Annotated in this window: 19 protein-coding genes and 1 tRNA gene; 3 read left to right on the top strand and 17 right to left on the bottom strand. The window is 46.8% G+C overall.

Features of this window, described 5'->3' with window-relative positions; genetic code table 11:
* The first annotated feature begins 219 nt into the window (after positions 1–219).
* Together BC792_RS15330 and BC792_RS15325 are read left to right on the top strand one after the other, a co-directional pair.
* Complete coding sequence (locus tag BC792_RS15330) at positions 220–498, top strand: hypothetical protein (RefSeq protein WP_148909894.1); 279 nt, start codon at positions 220–222, stop codon at positions 496–498.
* 293 nt (positions 499–791) lie between these two features.
* Positions 792–1,988, top strand: a complete 1,197-nt coding sequence (locus tag BC792_RS15325) for a GTP-binding protein (RefSeq protein WP_148909893.1) — start codon at positions 792–794, stop codon at positions 1,986–1,988.
* A gap of 471 nt (positions 1,989–2,459) precedes the next feature.
* On the opposite strand, the gene BC792_RS15320 is transcribed toward BC792_RS15325, so the two are convergent.
* Positions 2,460–2,532, bottom strand: a tRNA-Lys gene (locus tag BC792_RS15320).
* An 89-nt stretch (positions 2,533–2,621) separates the two neighbouring features.
* The gene (locus BC792_RS15315; RefSeq protein ID WP_148909892.1) at positions 2,622–3,563 is read right to left on the bottom strand and encodes a glycoside hydrolase family 43 protein; all 942 of its coding nucleotides are present in this window, start codon (positions 3,561–3,563) and stop codon (positions 2,622–2,624) included.
* Between the two features lie 185 nt (positions 3,564–3,748).
* On the opposite strand from BC792_RS15315, the gene BC792_RS15310 reads away from it, so the two are divergent.
* The gene (locus tag BC792_RS15310; RefSeq protein WP_246155135.1) at positions 3,749–4,951 is read left to right on the top strand and encodes an MFS transporter; all 1,203 of its coding nucleotides are present in this window, start codon (positions 3,749–3,751) and stop codon (positions 4,949–4,951) included.
* Between the two features lie 62 nt (positions 4,952–5,013).
* On the opposite strand, the gene BC792_RS15305 is transcribed toward BC792_RS15310, so the two are convergent.
* From BC792_RS15305 to BC792_RS15235, 15 genes are all read right to left on the bottom strand, one after another.
* Positions 5,014–6,024, bottom strand: a complete 1,011-nt coding sequence (locus BC792_RS15305; RefSeq protein WP_148909891.1) for a LacI family DNA-binding transcriptional regulator — start codon at positions 6,022–6,024, stop codon at positions 5,014–5,016.
* A 296-nt stretch (positions 6,025–6,320) separates the two neighbouring features.
* Positions 6,321–7,940 (bottom strand): NADP-dependent glyceraldehyde-3-phosphate dehydrogenase, encoded by a 1,620-nt coding sequence (locus BC792_RS15300; RefSeq protein ID WP_148909890.1) that lies wholly within the window; start codon positions 7,938–7,940, stop codon positions 6,321–6,323.
* A 189-nt stretch (positions 7,941–8,129) separates the two neighbouring features.
* On the bottom strand, positions 8,130–9,578 hold the full coding sequence (locus BC792_RS15295; RefSeq protein WP_148909889.1) for an MFS transporter: 1,449 nt from the start codon (positions 9,576–9,578) through the stop codon (positions 8,130–8,132).
* Positions 9,579–9,648: 70 nt separating this feature from the next.
* Positions 9,649–10,302 (bottom strand): beta/alpha barrel domain-containing protein, encoded by a 654-nt coding sequence (locus tag BC792_RS15290; RefSeq protein WP_148909888.1) that lies wholly within the window; start codon positions 10,300–10,302, stop codon positions 9,649–9,651.
* Positions 10,295–11,329 (bottom strand): sugar kinase, encoded by a 1,035-nt coding sequence (locus BC792_RS15285; protein ID WP_148909887.1) that lies wholly within the window; start codon positions 11,327–11,329, stop codon positions 10,295–10,297. Before BC792_RS15285 ends, BC792_RS15290 begins: the two co-directional genes overlap by 8 nt.
* A gap of 6 nt (positions 11,330–11,335) precedes the next feature.
* On the bottom strand, positions 11,336–12,736 hold the full coding sequence (gene uxaC, locus BC792_RS15280; RefSeq protein ID WP_148909886.1) for a glucuronate isomerase: 1,401 nt from the start codon (positions 12,734–12,736) through the stop codon (positions 11,336–11,338).
* 11 nt (positions 12,737–12,747) lie between these two features.
* Positions 12,748–14,394: a UxaA family hydrolase gene (locus tag BC792_RS15275; RefSeq protein ID WP_148909885.1), complete on the bottom strand. Its 1,647-nt coding sequence runs from the start codon at positions 14,392–14,394 to the stop codon at positions 12,748–12,750.
* The gene (locus BC792_RS15270) at positions 14,376–15,893 is read right to left on the bottom strand and encodes a tagaturonate reductase (RefSeq protein WP_148909884.1); all 1,518 of its coding nucleotides are present in this window, start codon (positions 15,891–15,893) and stop codon (positions 14,376–14,378) included. Before BC792_RS15270 ends, BC792_RS15275 begins: the two co-directional genes overlap by 19 nt.
* Positions 15,894–15,935: 42 nt before the next feature.
* Positions 15,936–16,982, bottom strand: a complete 1,047-nt coding sequence (gene pelA, locus BC792_RS15265; protein ID WP_246155133.1) for a pectate lyase — start codon at positions 16,980–16,982, stop codon at positions 15,936–15,938.
* A gap of 129 nt (positions 16,983–17,111) precedes the next feature.
* Positions 17,112–19,019, bottom strand: a complete 1,908-nt coding sequence (locus BC792_RS15260) for a glycoside hydrolase family 88 protein (protein WP_148909883.1) — start codon at positions 19,017–19,019, stop codon at positions 17,112–17,114.
* 33 nt (positions 19,020–19,052) lie between these two features.
* The gene (locus BC792_RS15255; RefSeq protein ID WP_148909882.1) at positions 19,053–20,726 is read right to left on the bottom strand and encodes a glycoside hydrolase family 28 protein; all 1,674 of its coding nucleotides are present in this window, start codon (positions 20,724–20,726) and stop codon (positions 19,053–19,055) included.
* Positions 20,727–20,813: 87 nt separating this feature from the next.
* Positions 20,814–21,791 (bottom strand): pectinesterase family protein, encoded by a 978-nt coding sequence (locus BC792_RS15250; protein ID WP_148909881.1) that lies wholly within the window; start codon positions 21,789–21,791, stop codon positions 20,814–20,816.
* Positions 21,792–21,966: 175 nt separating this feature from the next.
* Entirely contained in the window at positions 21,967–22,977 is a 1,011-nt protein-coding gene (locus tag BC792_RS15245; protein WP_148909880.1) for a zinc-binding alcohol dehydrogenase family protein, read from the bottom strand.
* 254 nt (positions 22,978–23,231) lie between these two features.
* Positions 23,232–23,981 (bottom strand): rhamnogalacturonan acetylesterase, encoded by a 750-nt coding sequence (locus BC792_RS15240; protein WP_148909879.1) that lies wholly within the window; start codon positions 23,979–23,981, stop codon positions 23,232–23,234.
* Positions 23,982–24,241: 260 nt separating this feature from the next.
* Complete coding sequence (locus tag BC792_RS15235; RefSeq protein ID WP_148909878.1) at positions 24,242–25,786, bottom strand: fibronectin type III domain-containing protein; 1,545 nt, start codon at positions 25,784–25,786, stop codon at positions 24,242–24,244.
* Positions 25,787–25,813 lie beyond the last annotated feature (27 nt).

Here is a 25,813-nt window from a genome sequence, read left to right as displayed (position 1 = left end):
ATTCCTTCCCCTATACTTATGAAGCTGCCTCCGTTCTGAAGGCAGCTTTTTTTTACACCGTAAAACCGGCTATTCACCCGAGAACCGATCTTCAACTGTATGGATCTACGCATACTGCCACTTTGGTATGAACGAATCTGTTAAGATTGAACATTTTTATTTTGCATAAATAAAAGGTATTCAATAACTTTGAATAACAAAGTACTTTTATATATCCATATGAAAACATCTGCAACCAACAAACGGCTATTCGCCATCTTATTTGGCGCTTTACTGCTACTCGCTATTCCTCTAATTGCCATGCAATTCACTGAAGAAGTAAATTGGACCGCGTTTGACTTTCTCGTCGCGGGCGTTCTGTTATCGTGTACAGGCTTATTGTGCGAAGGCATCCTTCGACTGTTCCGAAAAACGTCGACCCGCGTCGTGGCCTGTCTAACCGTTCTCTTCGTCGCCTTCATGATCTGGGCAGAACTTGCTGTCGGAATTTTCACGTAGCCGTTCAGAAAAACAAATAGTGATCAACGCTTAAAAGACATCTAACGTGGCACCACAGCGATGAGCATACTACCGGATCTGATTTTTGTTTCCATCAATTCACAAAGGCAACTCAGTTGCATTTGTTGAATATTGTTTTTATTTTTGTCTTATTGACTGATCGCTAGAAATTGTTCAAGACTTCCGAATTGATTTGCTCCGCGTTTCGCGAATTGCAACACTTCTGTCGTCGAGGCGCATATCGTCCGGTTTCTGCAAAAAAGAAAAGATAGGACTTTAATAAATATTTAACAATGAACCGAAAATTACCTGTTACCGTGTTGAGCGGCTTTCTCGGAGCCGGAAAAACATCCCTGCTGAACTATGTGTTGCACAACAAAGGTGGTCAAAAAGTCGCAGTTATCGTTAATGACATGAGCGAAGTAAACATTGACGCACAGACCGTTGAACGGGAAAATGTTCTGTCCAGAACAGAAGAAAAGCTGGTGGAGATGAGCAACGGCTGCATATGCTGTACGCTGCGGGAAGACTTGATGATCGAGGTCGAGCGACTGGCAAAAGAAGGCAGGTTCGATTATCTCCTGATTGAAAGCACCGGTATATCCGAACCTATTCCGGTTGCCCAGACATTTAGCTATATCGATCCTGCTAATGGTATAGACCTTTCGTCGTTCAGCTATATCGACACCATGGTAACTGTTGTGGATTGCTTCAACTTTTTCCGCGACTTTGGCAGTGCGGAGACGCTGTGGGATCGGCAACTCACAGACGATGGTATGGATAGCCGCGCCATCGTCAACTTATTGACGGATCAGATCGAATTCGCAAATGTCATTGTGCTCAACAAAGCAGATCTTGTTTCCGACGAAACCCTTGGCATTTTGGAAGCCGCCATTCATAAGCTGAATCCGGCTGCTAACATCATCCGCACCCAATTCGGGCAGGTGGCGCCAAAAGAGATTATGGGCACCGGCATGTTTGATTTTGAGAAAGCCTCCACTTCGGCAGGATGGATGAAGGAGCTTGAAACTGAGCATACACCCGAAACGGAAGAATATGGGATATCCTCCTTCGTTTTCCGTTCGCAGCGGCCTTTTCATCCACAACGTTGGTACAAATACCTACACCATGACTACCCACATAACATCATCCGGGCGAAAGGTCTTTTCTGGATGGCTTCCCGTCCGGATACGGCCATCAGCTTCAGTCAAGCCGGTGGCAGCCTAAGGCTGGAGAGCGCCGGCTCCTGGTGGAGCAGTATGCCCGAAGAGATGCGGTACCAGCATCCAGACTATGCCGGAATCAGAAGCGAGCTGCTCAAGCGGTGGCATCCCGAGTGGGAAGATAGAAAGAACGAATTGGTGTTCATTGGCCAAAACCTCGACAAAGAAAAGTATAGGGCTCAGCTCGAAGCCTGTCTTCTGACAGAAGAGGAAGCCGACGACTGGCGCTTCATTTGGTGGAAGGACGAGTTTCCTAAAAATATTTAAGCCATAAGGCGGAAGCCTACAGAAACCCGCTCCAAACTACGGAGCGCATTGCGCAAAGTGCTTCCTCAACAGGGAGAGTTCTTGTCCGTTGTTTGACGGTGACACAATAATGATTAAATTTGACCCATACATCTGTATAAATCGAATCTGATGTTTTGATTTTTTTTATCTCTCGAATTTATTTAGGAGATTTAGGGCCTGTAACGAGATAAAATTTTTACAACTAAATTGGGGTCTGTCATCATCACAAATAAAAATCTTTCTTTTCATATTTTCTCTATCTTCCGGAAGAGCTATTGGATGACTTCACCTTTTAACCAGTAATTATCCGTACACTTTCTAAAGCTACGGAAAAAATAGCTACTCTACAATCGCGACTTCCCATGTCATACAAAATGGCAGGAGGGAAGCTCCTAAGCCGTCGCATGGAAAGCCAAAAAGCCGCCTTACTTTCGTAAAACGGCTTTTTAGTGACCCCGCTGAGGCTCGAACTCAGGACCCACAGATTAAGAGTCTGTTGCTCTACCAACTGAGCTACGAAGTCAACTGTCACAAATGTAAGAGGTATCCTATAAAAAATCAATCATTTTTTGTTTTTTATATTCTGACAGCCGATTGAACAAAAGAGGCCGGCTAGTACTCAATTTCTTTTACCAGCTTTCGGAACTCTGTCTGGGATACCTTAAAGACGGTACCGTGTCTCGCCCCTTGGGGAAAAGATACCTGGTCGGAGATATCTTCCCACTGTTTCAGATCCTTTGAGCGGACGGCGCCGTATGTACGTTCGGTATATTTATCAAAATAAACTATCCATGTCTGTCCGACTTCGAGCACTGTCGGTCCTTCGGCCCAGTAACTTCCTGTAATCGGTTCGCTTGCCGGAGCATAAGGTCCTGTAAGGTTGTCCGCGAATGTCACCTTCAGGTTTTTCTGCGGGGGCACACGTGTCTCGTCTTTGAGAAACATCACCCATTTGTTCTTATATGGAAGGACCGTGGCATCGATGCAGTTAAACCCTGGGTCATATAGAAGTTTGGTTTCGGAAAACGTTTCGAAGTCCTTCGTGGTAACATAATACATGCGGTGATTGTATCCATTGTCCGCATCGACCTGTGTTTCGGGAAATTCGCCCCGGATCGTAGTCGCCCAGTAAATCATATAGACATCCTCCCGCGGATCATATGTGATCTCAGGGGCCCAGGAATTTCTCGCCTTCTCCTCGTGTTCCATAACCGGAATATATTTCTGTTCCGACCAATTGACGAGATCTCTGGAAGAAGCATACCCGATTCCTCTTTGCGTCCAACTTACCGTCCATACCATATGAAAAGTGTTGTCTTTTCCTCGAATAATGCATGGATCACGCATGAGTTTGTCTGGGCTTAGCCCGGGTTTTAAAAACGGGGCCTGCTTATTGATTGTGTTCCACGTGAACCCGTCTTTGCTGTGCGCGAGGTGCAGTCCGCTTTCGCCGTTTCCAACGAAGTAAGAGAATAGGTAAACGCTGTCCTGCGCGGCAGCCGGCAAAAAAGCTATGTTTATAAACAAAACAAGGTTTAATAAGGTTCTTTTCATATAGTTTTTCTGCTTTTTATTAAGAGTCATATGGAAAATTCTGGTTTATATTGTCCGTACACTTTTTGCTTCCCGAAGCGAAAGATACTGCCCCATAGCCGCCCTGCGCGGCGCTTGATAGCACATGGGAGTCGCAGGGATAGTTACCACAAGTTTAACATTTTTTTTAGAAAAATGGTGTAATTTTGCAGACAAATCAGCTCACGATCATGAACGCTCCAGCCAGTGCTCCTTCCGTTCCGGAACTTCTCAATAAACAACGTATACGACTCGCCGTATCGTTGTTTTACTTTGGTCAAGGCTTGGCTTTTGCGAGCTGGGCCAGTCGAATTCCGATCATTAAGGCGAGTCTGCAGCTCACCGAAGCGCAACTGGGAACGGTCCTGCTGATGCTTCCGGTGGGACAGCTGATGACAATGCCCATCTCCGGCAGACTGGTCAGCAAATATGGGAGCCACAGCGTACTACCTGTAGGCGCCTGTTTTTATCTGGTCGTTCTCTGCCTGCTATCGTTTGCGGAGAATGCGTGGCATCTGGGCGGAGCATTACTGCTTTTTGGCATTGCTGGAAACATCTGCAACATATCGGTTAATACACAGGGTGTTCTTGCAGAAAACCTATACCGTAAGTCCATCATGTCTTCATTCCATGGAGCCTGGAGCATCGCCGGCTTCAGCGGGGCGCTTATCGGGCTGGCCACCCTCAACTTACAGCTATCCACTTCAACACACTTCTATATGATTACCGGGCTCCTGCTGTTCAATGTCTTTCTGAACAAGAAATTTCTCGTTGAGGACACCGTAGGGACGTCTGAAAAAAAATCATTTTCTTTTAAGCCTGATAAACTATTGGTTTCGCTGGGTGTGATCGGATTCTGCAGCATGGCTACTGAAGGCGCTATGTTCGACTGGAGCGGCGTCTATTTCCATGATATTGTAAAGGCACCGGAGAATTTGACTACGCTGGGCTACGCCGCATTTATGGTTATGATGGCTACCGGCCGATTTATTGGAGATGCGGTAATCAGCCGCATAGGGCGCCAACGAACGTTGCAGATCAGTGGTATTTTTATGTTTCTGGGGATGATGAGTGCAGTCGTCTTCCCTAATCTGATTTGGTGTACCCTAGCTTTCATGCTGGTGGGCTTAGGCGTGGCGTGCAACGTGCCGTCGGTCTATTCGGTTGCCGGAACACATAAAACAATATCATCCGGAGTGGCTTTAGCGATGGTTTCCAGCGTCAGCTACCTGGGCTTTCTCATGGGACCACCGCTCATCGGCTACATCGCCCAACTCCTCAGCCTTCGGTATTCTTTTGGACTTTTTGCCTGCTTCGGTCTTTTGATGTTCGTACTCACCAGCCGACTGGCCGTTTTCAGAACAAAATAATGCTGTGAGGAGGTATGCCGAATAGGGAACGATGTGACGGGCACGTCCGTACCGATAGATCGTTATTCCCGTTCGATCAACGTCGTCGGCAAAACAATGGTCTCAAATTCGTCCACCGCGTATTTTGACTCGATTTGCTGAATAAGCAGTTCTGCCGCCTTTTTTCCCATCTCAAATGCAGGTTGCCTAATTGCTGTGATGGTGGGCGAAAAAATGTTAACCACTTTCGAGTTGGTAAATCCGGCTATCAAAATGCTGTTCACATCTGCCTCCGGCCTGTCTTTCATGGCCTGCAGATATCCGGTGGTCAGCTTATCGCCCGAGATAAAAATAGCGTCGTAGTCCTCCTCCGCAAGCTCCGCTACGGCCTTTTCTATTTCCGCCTGATGCAGCCCTCCGTATTCGCAATATTTTACCAATGCAGGAGAGAAATCCAGACCGTTCGCTAAAAGAGCCATCTTGTAACCCTCTAGACGCTCTGCCGTTATGGACAACTTTTTAGCACCCGTTAGGTGGGCAATCTTTCTCCGTCCTTTTTTTGCCAGATACTGAACCGCTTCAAAGCCGCCCTGCCTGTTGTCGGCGATGACCTTATGCGATTTGATCTGGCCCGGTACTCTATCAAAGAATACTATAGGAAATCCCTTCTTCATAAGTTCCTCCAGATAAGAGGAATCGATTGTTTCGGCTGATAACGCCATCAGCAGCCCATCCGTCGACCTGGAATAAAGGTGTTCAACATTTAAGCGCTCACGTTCGGACGACTCATGGGTTTGTGAAATGACCACCTGATAGTTTTTCGCGTACGCAACAGATTCTATACCATCTATTACCTGTGAAAAGAAATTATTTGCTATTTCACTGACTATAATGCCGATGCTATAGCTCTTTCGCTCTTTGAGACTTCGGGCAATCGGGTTCGCCCTGTAATTAATTTTCTCTGCATATGCCAAAACCAGCTTCTTCGTCTCTGCGCTGATCTCATAGCTATCTCTTAACGCTCTAGAAACGGTAGAAGTCGAAAGGTTCAACGCCTTTGCAATATCTTTGATGGTATAATTCTCGAACGCCATGATGGGTAAAATTACGTAATAATACCAAAAATGAGCGAGAAAAGAAAGTAACAGTTTTAACCTATAAAAAGTAGTATCTTTTGTCCAGAGGGTTAAGCTTCGACGGCTCAGCCCGACAATGTAACTATGCGCTTGCTGAAGGGCGGTATAGGCTCGGCCAAAGAACGGTTCACAGGTCCATGACAAAGGAAATCTGTCGTGTCCCCGAAAGCGACAGTTTTAAACTTATAAAAAAGGCCTGTCTTTCCTCAGCGGTAAAAAGCTGGAAAGACAGGCCTGCCGTTTATTGCTGATCCTTAAAATATGTACTTCGTACTCAAAAAGTTCGAGCTGTTATCGCTTATGATCTCGTTCAGCAGCTTCTTGTTCTTTTCGGTATTCTTCGTAGCAACCAACGATCGTATAGAGAAGGAACGCAATGCATCAACCACTGACAGTGTCCCTTCGGCGCTGTCTTTACGTCCTGTAAAAGGAAACGTATCCGGCCCACGCTGACATTGGCTATTGATGTTCACGCGGCTTACCTGGTTCACCAAGGGGTCGATAAGCGAGGAGATTACGGCAGCGTTATTACTAAAAATACTTACCTGCTGTCCGTGTGACGACTCTATTAAATATTCGATCGGCTCCTCGAGGTCGTCGAAAGGTACGACAGGAATTACAGGGCCAAATTGCTCCTCTCTGTAAAGCTTCATCTGCGCGTTAACAGGATACACTACTGCTGGATAAAAGAAGGACTCTAGCGTCTCACCTCCATGTTCATTGACAATTTTAGCGCCAAAGTTCTTAGCATCCTCCAGGCATTCAGTCAAGTAAGCGGGTTTGTTAACCTCGGGGAGGGGCGTCAGTGCCACGCCTTTTTCCCAGGGCATCCCATATTTAAGTTTGGCGACTTCTGCACTTAGCCTGCGCAGAAACTCTTGTGCTATGCTACGGTGCACGTAGATAATCTTTAAAGCGGTGCAACGCTGTCCGTTAAACGATAAGGCTCCCAGAACGGTCTCTGACACCGCCAAGTCCAGATCAGCGTCCTTGGTGATGATGGCTGCATTCTTCGCATCCAGCCCGAGGATAGCCCGCAGTCGGTTCACACGCGGGTGTAGCTTCTTCAATTCATCGGCCACGCGGCTGGAGCCAATGAGGGTCAGCACGTTAATTTTGCCTGATTGCATGAGCTGGGGGACAATCTTGTTTCCTCGTCCATAAATGGTGTTCACAACCCCTTTAGGAAAGCTCGTTCGGAATGCTTCCAGTAATGGATAATGTAGTAATGTGCCGTGTTTTGGCGGCTTGAACAACAACGTGTTGCCCATGATCAATGCAGGAATAAGTGTTGTGAATGTTTCATTCAGCGGATAATTGAATGGTCCCATACACAGCACCACCCCAAGTGGAGAGCGGCGTATCTGTGCAATGATTCCCTGTTCAATCTGGAAACGTGAAGAGTCACGGTCAATATCTTTTAATGCATCAATGGTTGCATAGATATATTCCACGGTACGATCGAATTCCTTAACGGAGTCTGCGTAGGACTTACCAATCTCCCACATGATCAGCTTCACGACTGTGTCCTTCTTCTCGATCATCTTTTGTGTAAAACGTTCTACGCAGGCAATCCTGTCGGCCACGCTCATGGTCGGCCATTCTCCCCGCCCATTGTCGTACGCTTTCACCGCAGCTTCCAGCGCTTCCATGGACTCTTTTTCGGTACACACCGGATAGCTCCCTATACGCTTTCGCTCTAGACCGTTCTTTGTTTTCACGCAGATTGGGGAAAACACTTCACTGATCTGGCCGGTCCACGGCAACATCTCGCCATTTGACAGAAACTCCCGCTGATCGATCTGTTCCTGCAATGCAAATTCTACAGGTATATCCTCTTCCTTGTAGAAAATGCTTTCTAAGTCTAAATCCATTGTTAAAACTGTTATTTAGGTTGTATTAAATTAAGAGCCTGCCTAAGTTCGCGGTTTGTTATTGCCCAATCCGGGCGGTTCATCAAATCTCGTCGATTTTGCCTCGCGCAAATCGGGAAAATCCGTCACCAGCCCAATATGCTTATATAAAATCCCCGCAAATCCAGACAGGCTCTTAGCGATATATTCTTATTCTCTGACCAGCTCCATGCGGGGTACGAGCGTTTTCATGACCGTCCAAGCGATAAGATACGCTACCGCACAGAACGAGAAAACAATAAAATATCCGGCCTCTTCTCCTTGAAAGCCCATGAACGTCATCTGTGTTTGCTTGGCATGGTCAAAGAGCTTTCCGGAGAAAAAATTGATAAACGTAGATCCAAGTCCGCCGGCCAACCCGCCGATTCCTGTGACAGTCGCAATCGCCCGTTTAGGAAACATATCGCCAACGGTAGAGAAAATGTTTGCGGACCACGACTGATGGGCTGCACCCGCTAGGCCAATAAGCAATACCGGCACCCAGTACGAGAAGTATCCAAGAGGCTGAGCGAACAATACCACAAGCGGAATAAAGGCAAATATCAGCATCGCCTTCATCCGTCCTTCATATGGATTTAGCCCCTTTTTATCGACGAAGTAGGTTGGCAACCAGCCACCGATAATAGACAAAAGCGTAATTAGGTAGAGCACAAAGATGGCTAGCTGGCCCTCGGTATCGGACGATTTGATATCGTATACCGCGGATAAATAAGCTGGCATCCAGAACAAGAAGAACCACCATACACCGTCAGTCATAAACTTTCCAAAGGCAAATGCCCACGTCTGTTTGTATCTTAAGCATTTTGAGAGAGACATTTTCTTCCTAACCACAGGCACCGAAACCTCCGGCGTTGTTTCCTCCTCATGGTCGCCATCCTGCAAGATATAGCGCAATTCGGCTTCGTTCACCTTAGGGTGCTCGTGAGGTTTTTTATACATAAAGATCCAGAATCCCATCCATACAAAGCCCAGCGCACCGATGATAATGAACGACATTTCCCACCCCCAATATGCTGCAATCACCGGAATCGTCAGGGGGGCAGCCAGCGCTCCCACCGTCGCTCCAGCATTAAAGATACTGGTTGACAAGGCTCTATCTTTTTTAGGGAAATATTCTGCTGTAGCTTTTATTGCGGCCGGAAAGTTTCCTGCTTCTCCCACTGCCAGGACGAACCGGGCAAAAATAAAGAGCGTTACACTGACGTTGATTACCCGGGCCACATCATTAACCTGTGCGATAGCATCCTTCGCCCCTTCGAATCCGACGAGCCACTGTCCGGCTACGATGCCCGAGGTTGCAATTCCGCAAAACGCATGCAACACCGCTCCCACAGACCATATTCCTATAGCCCATAAAAACCCTTTCTTGGTGTCCAGCCAATCGACAAATGGGCCGGCGAATAACATACTTACCGCGTAAAAGATAGAAAACAAGGCGGTTATCAGACCATAATCACTGTTGGTCCAATGAAATTCGGGGCTGATAAAGTCTTTCCAAGTTAGGGAAAGAACCTGTCTATCCAGGTAATTAATTGTCGTTGCAAAAAATAGGAGGGCACAAATGGTCCATCTGTAATTGCCTTTCTTATCGTTATTCATTGGTGTAGCTTAAAAAGGTTAAAATTATTTTATTCTTAGGTTGTGTTACGCTATAAACAGCATGTCGCGCTTATTTGGCATTTCTCGCCTGTTCCACCAGCTGCAAAGCCTTCTGTGTTTTTTCGGCCAGTCCTTCGACATTTACCGGATCTATCAACTTACTTCCCATGCCCACGGCGCAAACGCCAGCTTTGAACCATGAAGTTAGGTTTCCAATCTCGAGATCGACTCCCCCTGTCGGCATAAACAGCTGCCCTTTGAACAGCTCACGGATCGCCGTCAGGAAACCAGGGCCTAGAATGTTGGCGGGAAACAGTTTGATTAATGATGCTTCCGCCTCCTGGGCGAGGGCGATCTCGGTCGGGGTCATACATCCCGGTACCCAAAGCATATCCCTGTTATGTACGTGGGCGCCTACCTCGGGCACAACAATAGGCGCTACAATGAAGTCGGCTCCCAAATCGATAAATGCTTCAGCATCGGCTGTGCTTTTTATAGTCCCTATTCCCAGATAAAGTCCCGGCATACGCTCATTGCGTGCGTGCACTAAAGCTTTAAAAACCTCTTGCGCCTCTGTGCCCCTGTTCGTAAACTCAAAAACACGTATCCCGCTTTCGTAAAGTGTTTCTACAATAGCTACACTTTCCTGTGCATTACCATGAAAAAACAAGGGTAACATCCCCTGAACCAAAATAGCGTCTAAGACCTCTTTTCTTTTACTCATTGTTCTTTATTCGTTGTTCAATATCTGCCACCGAACTCGTCGTCGCGTCGCTGGGAATAAATAGCTTATCGTAGGCGGCGGCGGTAGCAAACTCGAGTGTATAACTGGCATCATGCTGTTGATAAAATCCGTATATCAGTCCTGCCATAAAACAGTCTCCGCTACCGACTTTATCCACAATCTTTTCGGAAAGATACTCATTTGAAACCAAAAGTCCATCCTGTAGATACAGGGACGTAAAATATTTTATGCCGGTTTCTTTATAATCAAAACGAAAAGTATTGGCCACGAATCGGCATTGCGGATGCCTACGGATGATCTCCTCGCTCGTCTGCTTAGCCTGTTCCAAAAGCAGCTCTTTTGGATAGTCTGCTTTCACTTCCTGAAAAATGTCTGCAAGACCAGTACCCAACATCTGTTGAGCAGCCCATATATTGCCCATGATCAGATCACAATACGATGCGATATCGGGCATTACATCGAGCGGCTTTTTTCCATATTTCCAAAGTTTCGCCCTATAGTTTAGATCTAAGGAAACAAAAATCCCCTTGCTTTTTGCAATCTTCACGGCGTCTAGGCATATATCTGCGATCTCTTGGTTAATGGCGGGGCAGATAGCCGAGAAATGAAACCAGTCCGCCCCTTCGAATACGGCGTCCCAATTGATATCACCACGTTTTAACTGAGAAAATGAAGAGCCGCTCCTGTCGTAAACGACCCCCGCATGCTTTACATCTTTCCCTTTGGGTAAATAATAAATTCCCAGTCTATCTCCCGACCAATTCATGGAAGATAGTTCGATCCCCTTCCGGACGAGATGATTCGCGATATCGTCGGTAATGGCGTTTTTCGGCATCGCAGAGACATATGACGACGGCACCTGCCAGCGCGAGAGCGCTGTCGCGACATTCAATTCAGCACCTCCGATATAAAAGGGAAGGTGTCCGCTGCTTACCCAATCCAAACTCAGATCGGGGCAGATACGAAGTAAAATCTCCCCAAAGCTGAGCACTTTTCCTCTGCCCATATTACTCTAAAAGTTAAAATATTCTTTCGCGTTGTTGTAACTAATGTCGCTGACCAACTTTCCTATCCACTCAAGGTCGTTAGGCAATTCTCCGTTCTCGACGTCCTGACCGAAAATGTCGCAGATCAGCCGTCTAAAATACTCGTGCCTAGGGAAGGAAAGGAAGCTACGTGAGTCTGTCAGCATACCGACCAAACGGCTCAGAAGCCCCATGTTGGAAAGTGCATTAATCTGTTTCGTCATTCCGTCCTTCTGATCCAGAAACCACCAGGCGGATCCAAATTGAATCTTCCCTTTAATCGAACCATCATTGAAGTTGCCGACCATGGTGGCCATCAGTTCGTTGTCCGCCGGATTCAAGTTATAAAGTATGGTTTTTGTCAGACGGTCTTGGTTATCCAGTCTGTTTAGGAACTTGGAGAGCGCACGCGCCTGGCTGAAGTCGCCGATAGAATCCCAGCCAGTATCTGGTCCATTTACGCGCAGCATACGTGTGTTGTTATTACGCAGAGCTCCCAAGTGATATTGTTGTACCCATCCTTTTTCATGATCCCACTCCGCAAATTGCACCAACATCGCAGATTTAAACTTCGCCTGCTCAATAGCAGAAAGCGATTGTTTCATTCTGATTTTCTCGAAGATCGACGATATTTCTTGATCGGTATAGTCTTCGGCGTATATCTGTTCCAGGCCGTGGTCAGAGACGGAGCATCCGTTTTGGGCGAAAAAGTCGTGGCGCGATTTCAACGCATCCAGATAAGCATTATAGCTGCTAATAGAAGTGTTCGTCACCCTTTCTACCTCGTCTATATAGGCATTGAGTGCCTGTATATCATCGGTGTTCATCGCCTTATCAGGGCGGAATGCCGGCAACATCTTAAAGCTTTCATTCTCTTTCGCGAATTGCTGATGGAAGTTCAACGAATCTATCGGATCATCAGTCGTACATACCACCTCCACATTCATCATTTTCAATAAGCCGCGCACAGAATACTGAGGCTGGGCAAGCTTCTCAGCTGTCTCTTCGTATATCTTTTCGGCTGTTTTCGGAGAAAGCAGTTCTGTAATCCCGAAATAACGTTGCAGCTCAAGGTGTGTCCAATGGTACAGCGGATTACGCATGGTATAGGGAACGGTTTCCGCCCATTTTAAGAACTTATCCTTATCTGAAGCATCGCCTGTAATGTATTTCTCATTAACCCCATTCGTGCGCATTGCCCGCCACTTATAATGGTCGCCATTTAGCCAGACCTGACTGATGTTGTCGAAGCGTGTGTCATTAGCAATCTGCTCGGGAATCAAATGATTATGATAATCAATGATAGGCAGCTTTTTCGAAAATTGATGGTAAAGCTCTTGTGCTGTTTTACTCTGCAATAAGAAGTTTTCGTCTAAAAATGCTTTCATAGTTTTGTTCGTTATAAACTTACTCCGCGTTTCCACGGAATAAAGTCATCCTGATTTAACTGTACGGCTTTGGGAATAATCTCTCCGCTTGCCGCTTTAATACAATATTCTAAAATATCTTTGCCCATCTCCTGTATCGTCTTTTCTCCATCGATAATGGGGCCGGTGTTGATATCAATGATATCAGCCATCCGCTTTGCTAATGCATTATTGGTCGCGACTTTGATTACGGGACATATCGGGTTACCTGTCGGCGTTCCCAGTCCGGTGGTGAAAAGGATAAGTGTGGCTCCCGAAGCCGTTTTTCCGGTGGTCGCTTCTACGTCATTGCCCGGAGTGCACACGAGATTTAACCCCGGTTTCGTAGCCTCTTCTGTATAGTCTAGCACATCGACTACCGGCGACGTGCCCCCTTTCTTTGCTGCCCCTGTACTTTTTATCGCATCTGTTATTAATCCGTCCCTGATGTTGCCGGGAGAGGGGTTCATATGAAATCCGGATCCGACCTGTTCCGCCGCCCGGCTATACGCCGTCATGAGGTTGATGAACTTGTGCGCTGCCGCCGGATCTATGGTGCGATCGATCAGATTTTGCTCTGCTCCGCAAAGTTCAGGGAATTCCGCAAGCAGCACTTTGCCACCAAGCGCAACCAGCAGATCCGACGTATAGCCCACCGCCGGATTGGCAGATATGCCGCTGAAGCCGTCGCTACCGCCACATTTTACGCCCAGCGTCAATTTACTCAACGGCACCGGCTGGCGTTCAAACTTGTTAATTTCTATAAGCCCTAAGAACGTTTTCTGAATTGCCTCTTTAATCAACTGCTCCTCACTCTTCGATTGCTGTTGCTCAAATACAAATAGCGGTTTGTCAAACTGTGGGTTTCGGCTCTTAATATCCTGCATGAGGTCCGTCAGCTGAAGATTTTGACATCCTAAACTAAGCACCGTAACTCCCGCCACATTTGGATGATCGGCATATGCCGCTAGCAGCTTTCCCAATACCGCAGCATCCTGGCGTATCCCGCCGCAGCCGCCCTGATGATTGAGAAACTTGATACCGTCGACATTCTTAAATACGCGGTCCTTCCGATGAACTGCCGTCGCCAGCTGTTCCAGCGAAAGGGAAGTCAGGTCCTGTCCGGCCTCATAAGCCGCTAAAAGCTCGCGCGTAAACGCCCTGTACTTTCCTGTTACGGAATACCCCAGTTCATTATATAACGCTTCTTTAATGACATCGAGATTTCGGTTCTCGCAAAACACCGTGGGGATAAACAGCCAGTAATTTGCTGTTCCCACCCGACCGTCCTTACGCAGGTATCCGTTAAACGTGCGCCCCTGAAAACGGGATACGTCGGGTGCCTCCCATTGGTAGTTATACGGTCTGAATGTGTAAGGGTCTGCCGCGTGCTTCGTGTTATCGGTATTCATGATACCACCGCGGGGAACAAAATACTGCGTCTTCCCCACGAGAACGCCGTACATGTAGATCTCGTCGCCTTCCTGCATGTCCTGCATAAAGAACTTGTGCTTGGCGGGAATGTCTTCCTGCAGACGGTAGACAACACCTTCGAACTCCACATCTTCGTCCTTGGACAGATCTTTTAATGCCACTAACACATTGTCTTTCGGATGTATCTTTAATATGCTACTTGCCATTCTATGTTTAACTTTTCGATAGACTTTAATACTCCTATTGTTTCAATCTCGTCGAGAAACCGCTGTACGGTCTCCATAAATTGGGGATAAGCCGCCAAATTTGTGCCCCAGAGGCTGTCGTCGCTTAGCACGCGGCTCACCACCGTCTTTTCGTCCTTCCAACAATCGAAGAGCAAGGGGGCAAATTCATCCTGTAGCACCACTGTACGGCCATTTACGTCCTGTACATATTTCTCTTCGACGCGTCTCGTATTCATGAACTTTAGATAGGCAGCGAACCCTAATGCGATATGCAGTGGAGGAAAAACGTGTTTTTTGTACCACTTATCAATTAGCGCCACATTCCGCATATTCATTTTCGACGTATAATTGAGTGCTATATTTTCCCAACGATGGTCCAAAAAAGGATTGCTAAAGCGGTCTATTACACTGTTGGAAAACCGGTCGACATCCTCCTGTTCGATGTACTGATCTAATATCGCCTTCCCGATTTCCTTTTGCATAAGCCCCTTGACAAACAGGTTGAAAGACGTATTGCTCATGGCTTCCTTTACAGTAGAAAAGCCGCTCCATAGGGCCGCGGCACAGCTCAGCGTGTGCGTTCCGTTCAATAGGCGGAGTTTAATTTCCTTAAACTTATCAATGGACGGCACGAGTACGATGCCATCGTCTACCTGAGCGAAAGACAACGCTGCCTTTACCCGCGGCGAATCGGTCTCAATTGCCCATAAGCTAAAAGGCTCGGCCATGATCATCAGCTCATCTTCGAAACCCAGTTCTATTTCCGTTTGTTCCTGCTCCTGCTGTGGTAAGCGCCCCGGCACGATGCGGTCCACCAATGTGTTACAAAAATCGTTCGCCTCCTCCAGCCATGCGACAAAACTGCTCCCCAGCTCATTCTGTGCAGCGAGGTTTAACAGTATTTTCTTGAGCTTTTGCGCATTATCGGATATCAGCTCCGTCGGCAAAATAACTAGACCACGGTCTTTATCTCCCTGAAAATACGTATACCTCCGGTATAAAAAAGCGAGCAGCTTGCCCGGAAACGACGTTGGAGGCGCGTCTGATACACTGTCATTACTCATTACAATCCCAACCTCGGTCGTATTCGAAAAAACCACCTGCAGATCAGGGTTTTCGGCAGCTTCCAAGATAGACTCCCAGTCGTGTGCCGCCGACAGCACTCTGGAGATGGCATTATTGACCGTATATTCCACGACCTCTTTTCCGTTGACGAGCCCCTTGATACACACGGTATAAAGCCCGTCCTGTCTCGAAAAAGCATCTGCACCGGACAAAGATGTCGACTTGACAACCAGCACACGTCCATTAAACAAGCCGCGTTTATTAGCCTTGTCTACATAATAATCGGGCAGCCCTCTTAATAATACACCCGTACCAAACTGCAATATCCGCTCCGGTAGGTCAAAAGAGTTTATACTAGGAAGTTCGGCTTTGGTTGTGGTAAGCTTTGTTAAATTTTCCTTTGAAAGCAACATTATACTATATCTTAATATTATTCTGATCTGCGTAAAACGCCGTTATTTCTCTTCTGCTTTTATCTTCTTTTTCCATTTCGGGTATTCCCTGTCCAGTAACTTCTGCGGCCAATTGCCGAACCACGCATATCCGTTCTTCCGTTCGTCGGATATTTCGTCAAAGTTATATGTGACACTGTTGTCCCTGTCTCCAAAAAGCGGCTTATTGTTCTTGATATCGTAGAAACGCGCCCAAACCACCGAACTGGAATCAGGAACGAGCTCCCTGACGAGCTTTCCGGTCTTTTTGTCTACAGTCCTATCGAAACGGTACCCTTCGATATCGTTACTTTTAAACCAAGCTACGGCGGCGTCGACAGCGCGCTCTATCGCTGGGTCTGCCGGCTGCTCCATAAGAAAACGAACAATACCCACGGATTCCGCGGTGCTCAGCGACGCGGGCTCGAATTTTCGGGCCTGTGCCGGCTGTAACGTGTTTTCGTCATATTGCGCTGCCCAAATACTCAGCGAATCCGCCTGTTTCACCTGAGTTTTGAGTATACAGCCGACCCCCTTAGCAACAGCCTCCTTTGCCTTCGTCTGCAGCACGTTGTCATCGAAGATTTCGAACCCGTCTTTTCCGTAGGCAACTTTATCCAGCACCACCAACGCGTTGATCATCGCGTTATCATTGTAGGTTATCTCTGCACGGTACAACGATTTGTTGGGGTAATATTGTGGAAAACCACCATTGTCATACTGAGCCTCCAAAAGATACAATACCCCTCTTTTTGCAGCCTCACGGTAGACTGAATTTCCCGTTTCCGTAAAAGCTTTTACCAACACATGTATTTCGCGCGTTGTCGCCTCATTGTCTATCGTGGCGTACCTGTTATCCGTCTGCTCTATCTTTTTCAGAAGATCCTCTGTCAGGGGGACGCTATAGTTGACCGCCCTTTTATCGGCCAATTGCTTAGGCCAGGCACCGTTCGGCAGTTGGTAGATCAATATTTTCTCTGCCAGACTATCCTTCGCGGCAGACTGTGCCTGCGTCATGTGGCAAGCCATAAGCGCCAAGCCTATTCCGAATAAGGTCCTCCTGATTTTCATCTGTATAATTATTTATTCCTTTTCTGTTTGTCTTCAATGACATTCATGCTGCCTTCGGCTGTATAAGTGTTACATCTCCATTTTATGGATGAGCTCACTCCGCTCAAACTTATGCTGGCTCCATCTTTTCTATTTTGCCCGGTTTATTAGCCAATTTACCAGTTCGTTGGCCGCTTCGAAGTTTTGATATTCCTCCGGCAGCTTTCTTCCGTCTGTATACTCGTTATACAGCCATGGATCGCCAATCGCAAATACGGTCCCCTTACCATACTTCGCTGTTGCTATGACGGTAGATCCGTCCTTTTCAACCAGTGCCTTGCCGGGCGGGGTGACCTTTATAGTCGATATTTCTTTTATGTAAATCTTCTTCGTGTCGAAAAATATCCCGGTTCCGGACGGGATATCTACAGCTCCTGTTTCATACTCATTTCCTTTTACGCGATTTTTGCTGTCCTCGTTAAAAGCGATGCCGAATAGCTGTGGCAGCACGTTAAACTTCGTTATTTCGCAGTTTCCTACGTCGTTCAGCAGCAGCACCAGCACGCCGCCGCGTTTTACCCAATCAGCTATATCTTTGGCGGTCGCCTCATCCATGTAGTTTGGACTTTCTGTTTCTTTTTCGGTGTCAGGGTCTACAATGATATAGATACCTGAGCCTTTAAGGCTCGATCGGTCCGGCTTCTCGCGCAGGGTATTAAGCTGGCCTCCATATTGTTCGAAGACGCGGCCGAGCAACGAAAATCCATTATTATCCTGTCCGTCCCATAGATAATGGTACGGCTCCAGCCTCCCGCTTGCTGTTTTTTTGTACTCGTTGTTATAAAAGTTATCCAAGGTGACAACGACCTTCTTCCTGCTCTTGGGATTCTTGGAAAACTCCACTTCCGAGGCGGCGAGCATAAATGCTCCCACACCTTTAGGGTCGTTGGTCCGAACCGGTTCGCTCATATAATATTCAAAGCTTCCGTCCCGATATTTCTTTCCTCCCAGGCCAGATACTTCGACAACTTTGTTCAGATCTACACGGTCCGGTCCCGCCTGCGTGATAAATTCTTTTTTTAGCCCGGCGAACCCCCTGTCTACATTTTTCTGGAAAGTCTTTGCAACATAACCCTTCCGGACCGCCTTGGCCATGGCGTAAACAAACATACTGGAAGCCGAAGCCTCCACGTAATTGCCTTCACGTGTCCCCAGGTCGACGACGTCGTACCAGACGTTTGTTTTAGAATCCTGGAACTTGGCTACCGCTGTTAACGTTCGGTTCAATATCTGAATCAACTCGTTACGCCGGGGGTGATCTTCCGGAAAGTAATCGAGTACGTCGACCAATGCCATACAAAACCATCCCATGCCACGTCCCCAGAAGTGTTTCGAACGCCCTGTATTGGGGTCAGACCACCGTTCTTTCCTAGACTCATCCCACCCGTGGTATAACAGACCGGTCTTTTCGTCCCGCGCATGGTTTTCCATATAGGTAAACTGGTTAACGACGTCGTTAAACACATCCGGAATATTCATGAGGGCGGCGTACTCCGTATAAAAAGGCTGCGCCATATATAGTCCATCCAACCACATTTGATAAGGGTAGATTTTCTTATGCCAAAAGCCTCCCTCATTCGTACGGGGATGCGACTGAAGCTGCTCATATAATTTATGGCTTGCTTTAAGATACTTCTCCTTACCGGTCACCTTATACAACAGCAGTAGGGAACGGCCGTTTTTGACATGGTCGATATTGTATTCCGTTGCGCGATAGTTACGTATCGAACCGTCCTCGCTTACATACTGATCCATCCATTGTTGAATGTAACGGAAATAATCGCCATTCCCGGTGTTTTTCCACACCTCGGCGACACCTTCGAGGACAACACCCATGTCGTACGTCCACGTCGGCCCCTTTTCCGGGTTGGTAAACCGTGCGTCTTTAAAAAGCTTGTCCATTGCTGTCAGCGCCATTTGCTCGGAAAGCGCCTTTTGCGCATATGCGACATGCGTCAAGACAAGCAGACAGAACATTATCAATATATTTCTTTTCATGTTCAATTTCGTATTAGGTATCTGTGTTCTATACTATTTCTTGATGACCAGTGATTTGCGGTCTGCCCCATTACTAAACTCGCTTAGCTTCTTTATATTACTCTTCGCAGTGTTCAGCAGCTGAATCTTTTTACTTGCCCCGCCAGACACCGAAACCAACAGATCCACCCCCTCCTTCGGATCTAATCCGTCAATCGTGATGTTCTCGCCGTTATCAATATGAATGAGCGGATTGGTTTCCTCGGTGGCAATGGTAAGATTCTTCAACTCGATATTGGAAGCCTCAATGAGTTCAACGCCTTTTTTGGCAACAATATTCGCATTTTCTATTAAGATATTTTGAATAGGCATCTCGGGCAGTCCGCGGACAAATATCCCTTTTTCGGCGCCGTGAACGTGAACGTTACGAATAACAAAATTCCGAAAGCGGGGCGTTTCCTCTGTTACGGGCAGCTTTACGACCTGAACGGGCTCCCGATTTTCGCCAACCAAGGGTACGGGGTCCACCGCCGCGTAATACATATCAAACAGGATCGCCTCGCCGGGGATATCCACCATGTTAATATTATTGATAAATATATTTTCGACAACACCGCCGCGTCCACGGGTCGTTTTAAACCGAAGACCGATGTCCGTGCCAATAAAAGAACAATGTTCGACCCAGATATTTCTGGCGCCGCCACTCATCTCGCTGCCGATGACAAAACCGCCATGAGCGTGATACACGATATTATTCCGGATGATCACATTCTCTGTCGGCATCCCCCGGTCTCTGCCGGCTTTGTCCCTTCCTGACTTGATACAGATTCCGTCGTCGCCCACGTCGAATGTACAATCCTCTACCAGTACGTTTTTACATGATTCTATATCCACTCCGTCTCCGTTCTGGGCGTACCACGGGTTACGCACCAGTATCCTGCGTAAGGTCAGCTCTTCGCACATAAGGGGATGCAGGTTCCACGCCGGAGAATTCTGAATGGTGACACCTTCCAGCAGCACCCGCTTGCATGAAGTGAAAACCAATAGATTTGGACGTAAAAAGTCTTTCACGTCGGAAAAATCGGCGGCTGTCGTTCCGGGCCGCATGACGCCGGCTTTCTTCTGCTGCGCGCCTCGCAGCGAGCTTTCCGAAGGATACCATATATTCGCTTTCTCGTCTACCACTCCGCCCGAGGAAACGAGTTTCTTCCATTGCGTTTCCGTCATCTTATTGCGCTTCACCATACGCCACGCGCCACCGTTTCCGTCGATGACGCCACTTCCGGTAATGGCTACGTTCTCCAAGTTTTTACCCGATATTGGGCTTTGGTTTCGCCATGCTGGCTCGCCCTCCCAATTTGATTCGACAAGTTTATATTGATTAAAATCATCCGTAAACAAGACAACAGCTTCGCGGCTGATGTGCAGGTTGACGTTACTTTTCATCTCTATAGGGCCCGTCAGCCATAATCCAGCCGGCACCAGGACAACTCCTCCTCCTTTTTGACTACAAGCGATTATAGCTTCGTTGATAGGTTCCGTATTTAGATGCTGACCGTCGCCTTTGGCTCCGAAGGCGGTAATATTGAGCGTATCATTTGGAAAACTCACCTGCCGGACCGTGGGCTGTACAGGTTCCTGCGCCCAGAGCGCGGAAAACGAAAAAAGGGAAAGCCATAGCAAGCATACCTTTTTTGCTTTATTCTCTACTGATTTGTGTCGTTTCATGTTGCACATTGATTTAAATTTGGGTAGCTATTCCTTAACAAGTGTACAGGCTTTGTAACGCATTGTAAAGAAAAAACTATGCAATCGTTACCGGAAGTCGGCCTTTCTATCCTTGTATCCCGCGGGCTCCCAGCCGCCGAAAACAGCTGATATAGAAACACTTTTAGCTTCTTCGTCCGATAACTTCTTCGACCATTTGACACGATTTTGTGACAAAGCGCCCGGCCCGGTATTGTTATATTCGGCAAAAAGTGCCGTGTGTTCATTTTCTTCTTTTCCCCAGTTATGCCACCCTTCCGCCACAATAAAGGCCGGCAGTTCACTGTTCATAAACAGCACCTTCGCAAATGGGCGCCACGGACGACCTAGATAAAAGGGACCGGTACTGTCATCTCCTGTCACAGTACAGTTGTTAAAAACATAGCCAAAAGCCGAGGCTTCCGGTGTCGAGGCAGCCGTGATATATCCGGACCGCTTGCAGTGGAGCTGGCATCTTTCAAACCATGCCGTAGACGATCCGAAAATATAATCAACCGTTCCCTCGATATAACAGTTTAAATAAAACTGCCGCGCCTCCTTTCCATAGGTATACAGCGTATCCTGGAACCCAAGGAAGCGACAGTTGATAAAAGTAGCCTTATCAGCCGAAACCCACATCGCTACAGCCTGTCCCACAGGTCCTGCACTATTTTCAAACGTTATATTCTCTGCGATAAACCCTTCGCCGGAACAATAAAAACTGGCGGATCCTGATGTTCCGATCTCTTCGTTAAACCGATTTTTCCTTTGCGCGTAATCGTCGTACGTAATGATTGTATGGTTCTTATCTTCTCCGACGATACGGATGTTTTTCTTTTGCTCCGGAATGATTATCTTTTCTTTGTAAACGCCACATTTGACGAAAATAGTCGTAACATGTTTCCGAAAAGAAGGCACCGCATCAACCGCCTGTTGGACTGTCCCGAATTGCCCGCTGCCGTCTTTAGCCACAACGAGGTCGTAGCCGTCCGCTACCGCTTTCTGTACAAAAAACAATACTACAATGATCAACAGGTTTATCTTCATGTTAACAATTTACTCCCTATCAATTGGTTGCGACGAAATTTAGGGATTAAAATTGAGTTTAGGAGGCTTTTTGGCTGAATTAAAAACGCAAACGTTATCGGTAACGTTTGCGCTGGATAATATAAAGAGAGAAAGGCTATACCCTTATTAGATACAAACCTTTCTCCTAGCCTTGTTAATCGAACTCAATGACAGTTTTAATTCCGGAAAGCAGAGGTCTCTTCTCGTCACTAAAAAGATCTGCCGCTTCCGAAAACCGGACCCGTCTTGTAATAAACTGGTTACTATCCAGCGATTTTTCCTTAAGACAGGACATCACATACTCGAAGTCGCCCGCCAACGCATTGCGGCTGCTCATCAGTGTCCCTTCGCGCTTGTGGAACTCGGGGTGGCTAAAATGTATTTCTTCTTTTTGCAAACCCACCAGTACATAGCGCGCGCCGTGTGCCATGTATTGAAACGCATTGTTGATGGCAGCGGTATTCCCAGTGGCATCAAACAAAAGCGTAGGCATATCGCCATGGGTCAATGCTTCAATCTGCTGGTAGACATCACTGTCCGTCGCAGGAATGACATGTTCCGCGCCGAGGTCCTTCGCGTACTGTAGGCGAGCAGCATCAACATCCAACACGATCACTCTTCCTCCGGCGATATGTGCCAGAGCAATAATCCCTAAACCGATGGGTCCCGCTCCAAGAACCAACACAAATTCACCGGGAATTATTCCACCCCGTTGCAGGCCGTGCGCTCCGATAGCAAGAGGTTCAACAAGCACCAGATCGTCGTAATCCAGTTCATTTGCTTTCCTTAATGCCTGAGATGGCACCACGATATATTCGGCCATCGCCCCATCGATGTGCACCCCCAGAACCCTCATATCAGTCGTACAGTTCGGTTTTCCCATACGGGAGGCAATGTCCTTTCCTTCAGTAAAATAAGGCACAACGGTCACTTTGTCTCCAGCGGTAAAACCGGGTGCATCTCCCTCGACATAGTCGGCGGCGACTTCATGACCTAAAACCCTTGGGTAAGTGAAAAACGGTTGTCTTCCCGCGAAGGCGTGGATGTCTGTTCCACAAATCCCCACGCGACGGACGCGTAAGAGCGACTCTCCGACGCCGGGCTGCGGTATCTCATCTTCAGCATACACGAGCTTTCCGGGCTCCGCACAGATCAATTTTTTCATCAGAATAGTTTGTTAATGGTGTGAAACATGCATATTCATTACCTTCTGTTCTAGCAATTTATGAGATTTCATATGTAAATAGTTATTCATTCGTGTTTGTTTTCAATGGCATTCATGAGCTCACTACGTTCGGTTATTCATTCGTGTTTGTTTTCAATGGCATTTCATTAGCTAAACAATATTCTTTTTATTCTTAATTATAACTATCGACGCAGAGGCTTCTATGTCAGCTTATAAAGGCGTACCTTGTTTTGCTACCTACTTTTCAGATCCTTTGCCAATGCTAGTTGCTGGACCGCTATGGCCGTAGTAACCAGATTGGCAATTTGATCAGCGCCGTAGTCGTTTAGATGGGTATCGTCGCGTACACCAGAAGGATAGTTCTGATGGCCCGGCGGCAAATGTAAGAACCACTTTACCGACTGTTGTTCTCCCATCTGCGTTAACCTCTCAGACGTCATCTTGGTTAGGTCTATCAATGTAACATCCAAGCTGTCGGCCACGTGGCGCATGGCCTCGGGATAACCTTTATGTGTATCTGCAAGCTTGCCATCGACGAAAGATCTGCGTGCGATTGGCGTCAACAGTACCGGGAAAACACCCTTCTGCCGCGCCCGTGCTACAAATAGAGCCAGATTTCTCTTGTATTCACAGATAGATGTTCCTGTATTCGGTTTATCTATTTTTTCATCGTTGTGGCCAAACTGTATAAATAGATAATCACCTTGGCGCATTTCGGCTTCTACTTCGTTCCAGATGCCCTCTTTTATAAACGACTTGGTGCTGCGGCCGTTTTTGGCTTTGTTTACGATCTGTACATGATCCTCAAACTTGTCCGCAAAAGCCACCCCCCAACCCGTTTCCGGAAACTTGTTGGGATCTTTGATTGACATGGTAGAATCGCCCATCATCCAGATGGTCATCTTTTTCGGCTGTATAAGAAAGCTACACAGCAATGCAAGAAGCACTACACTTCCGACAAAAACGATTGGCTGCCTTTTCATGATATCGTCCGGTTTACATTGTTATTCAATTCCATCTGTCTTTGGAGGGAACAATTTCAGCATTTTTTCGGATTAATCCACAAAATACAACGCAATCGTTACCGGTAACGATTGCGGGCAGATAGGGGAATTGTAAAGCCTTTTTTTTATTATACAGCCGGGCGTGCTCTCGTTATTCCGCCGTAAACAGAAGCATTTTATCATAAAAGTCCCCGCAGACGGACCGAGTCCTTCTGCGGGAAACAACAAAGAAGTCTATGCTAACGCCATCTAGATGCTCCTATTCCATTTAACTTCAAATCAATATTATTTATGGTAAAGTCTCCCTGATCAGGATTGGTAAATTCGGGGTTTAATGATGTGTAGTTACCCGAATCGTTCTTCGCGTTTGATCGGGAGCTTACCGTAAAATTTGGAGCGTTATAATAGTTATTTGCAGAAAGCAGCGTAATTGTAGTCGCGTTTTGGTCGGTATAAAGGGCATCGCTCTGTACGATTAGATTCTTTACTACCGAGACACTGTTCTTAGACGTCCGTATGTATAGATATCTCTTCGTATTATCCCGTATTGTATTATAAAATGTATTTGTCATAATGGTTATTTTACTATCAACCGAGCCAAAGTTGTTCGAACCATTGCTATCCATTCTAAACAAATCTCGAGCCGCCGCACTATTGTAGACTGTATTATCCACAAAGTTTAGCTCGTCGGCGATTCCTTGCCTAAAATCGATGAAATCGCCACCGTCGCACTCGATGTTAGAGATGATATTGTTTTTAAATTCTACGGCAGGAATTCGTGCCTTTACATTAACGTAGTATAGACCCTTTCGGTAGTATTTGACGTCACAGTTTTCCATTAAAAAGTCACCATAAGGCGAGTCGCTTGCCGCCTCGTATATAACCGTTTGATCTCCGCTACCGTTCCCACTTCCATCCAAAACTAGATCTTTAAGTATCAACCCAGAATTATTAGACAGCCTAAATACTGCGCCTTTAATAAGGGGCCGATCCGACGGCCTGTAGCCCTGTATAGTTAATGATTTTTTTATTGCTAAGCTTGCATTTATCGTATAAGTCCCAGGTTCCAATGCTAGTATAGCGCCCTCATCAACCATTTCGATCATACCAGCTAAGTCGTCCCCTGGACTAACTTTGGTAACCCCTTCTCCGAGCAAAGTTGTGAAAGATATAACGCCACGGGTTTTCTGGCCATTTTTTAACGTCGCGGTGTAGGTAACATCGCTTAGTAGTCCGCTAATTACTGCCGTACCAGCATTCACCTCTGCGGAGGTAACTGCGTGTCTTATTTCTCCAGGCATTAAAATAATTTCGGTCGCACTCTCGCCAGCCGGCCATGTTAAGGTCACGGAAGTTGCGGTTAACGTTTCTGGATCCACCGTATTAAATATTTGCTCCACATCTGTTGTAAAGTTCACACTGATCCACTTTGACTCTTCTAGTCCTTCGCCAAGCGCCCGCACCCGTACGGTGTATGTTGTTTCTCCTTCTAGTCCAAGAACTGTGTACGGCAATTGATCAAATGATACATCTTCTACCTCTTTTACAGGTTCCCCGCTGAAGTCCGGATTATCGTAGATTTCGATATTATATCGCTGGGCGTTATTTACCCTTTTCCAGCTTAACCTTACACCTGTCCGCTCGACAACTTGAGCTGTTAGTCCTGTCGGGGACAATGCCCGTTCTAGGTTTAGTTCTGTGATCTCGTGTAAAAGCCCATCTTTACACGACGACATTGTCAGTGAGATGAACGTGATCAGCAGTATAATATTTTGATATTTCATATACTAAAATTTATTTACCGGTAATAT

The sequence above is a fragment of the Sphingobacterium allocomposti genome, assembly GCF_008124885.1.
Taxonomy (GTDB): Bacteria; Bacteroidota; Bacteroidia; order Sphingobacteriales; family Sphingobacteriaceae; genus Sphingobacterium; species Sphingobacterium allocomposti.
The sequence above is the reverse complement of the archived record's forward strand: the minus strand, read 5'-3'. Positions and strand labels throughout refer to the sequence as shown.

What these genes read in the sequence shown, in the direction of transcription:
- BC792_RS15330 (WP_148909894.1), top strand. Translation starts at nt 220, where the DNA reads ATGAAAACATCTGCAACCAACAAACGGCTATTCGCCATCTTATTTGGC.
- BC792_RS15325 (WP_148909893.1), top strand. Translation starts at nt 792, where the DNA reads ATGAACCGAAAATTACCTGTTACCGTGTTGAGCGGCTTTCTCGGAGCC.
- BC792_RS15315 (WP_148909892.1), bottom strand. Translation starts at nt 3,563, where the DNA reads ATGAAAAGAACCTTATTAAACCTTGTTTTGTTTATAAACATAGCTTTT.
- BC792_RS15305 (WP_148909891.1), bottom strand. Translation starts at nt 6,024, where the DNA reads ATGGCGTTCGAGAATTATACCATCAAAGATATTGCAAAGGCGTTGAAC.
- BC792_RS15300 (WP_148909890.1), bottom strand. Translation starts at nt 7,940, where the DNA reads ATGGATTTAGACTTAGAAAGCATTTTCTACAAGGAAGAGGATATACCT.
- BC792_RS15295 (WP_148909889.1), bottom strand. Translation starts at nt 9,578, where the DNA reads ATGAATAACGATAAGAAAGGCAATTACAGATGGACCATTTGTGCCCTC.
- BC792_RS15290 (WP_148909888.1), bottom strand. Translation starts at nt 10,302, where the DNA reads ATGAGTAAAAGAAAAGAGGTCTTAGACGCTATTTTGGTTCAGGGGATG.
- BC792_RS15285 (WP_148909887.1), bottom strand. Translation starts at nt 11,329, where the DNA reads ATGGGCAGAGGAAAAGTGCTCAGCTTTGGGGAGATTTTACTTCGTATC.
- uxaC (WP_148909886.1), bottom strand. Translation starts at nt 12,736, where the DNA reads ATGAAAGCATTTTTAGACGAAAACTTCTTATTGCAGAGTAAAACAGCA.
- BC792_RS15275 (WP_148909885.1), bottom strand. Translation starts at nt 14,394, where the DNA reads ATGGCAAGTAGCATATTAAAGATACATCCGAAAGACAATGTGTTAGTG.
- BC792_RS15270 (WP_148909884.1), bottom strand. Translation starts at nt 15,893, where the DNA reads ATGTTGCTTTCAAAGGAAAATTTAACAAAGCTTACCACAACCAAAGCC.
- pelA (WP_246155133.1), bottom strand. Translation starts at nt 16,982, where the DNA reads ATGAAAATCAGGAGGACCTTATTCGGAATAGGCTTGGCGCTTATGGCT.
- BC792_RS15260 (WP_148909883.1), bottom strand. Translation starts at nt 19,019, where the DNA reads ATGAAAAGAAATATATTGATAATGTTCTGTCTGCTTGTCTTGACGCAT.
- BC792_RS15255 (WP_148909882.1), bottom strand. Translation starts at nt 20,726, where the DNA reads ATGAAACGACACAAATCAGTAGAGAATAAAGCAAAAAAGGTATGCTTG.
- BC792_RS15250 (WP_148909881.1), bottom strand. Translation starts at nt 21,791, where the DNA reads ATGAAGATAAACCTGTTGATCATTGTAGTATTGTTTTTTGTACAGAAA.
- BC792_RS15245 (WP_148909880.1), bottom strand. Translation starts at nt 22,977, where the DNA reads ATGAAAAAATTGATCTGTGCGGAGCCCGGAAAGCTCGTGTATGCTGAA.
- BC792_RS15240 (WP_148909879.1), bottom strand. Translation starts at nt 23,981, where the DNA reads ATGAAAAGGCAGCCAATCGTTTTTGTCGGAAGTGTAGTGCTTCTTGCA.
- BC792_RS15235 (WP_148909878.1), bottom strand. Translation starts at nt 25,786, where the DNA reads ATGAAATATCAAAATATTATACTGCTGATCACGTTCATCTCACTGACA.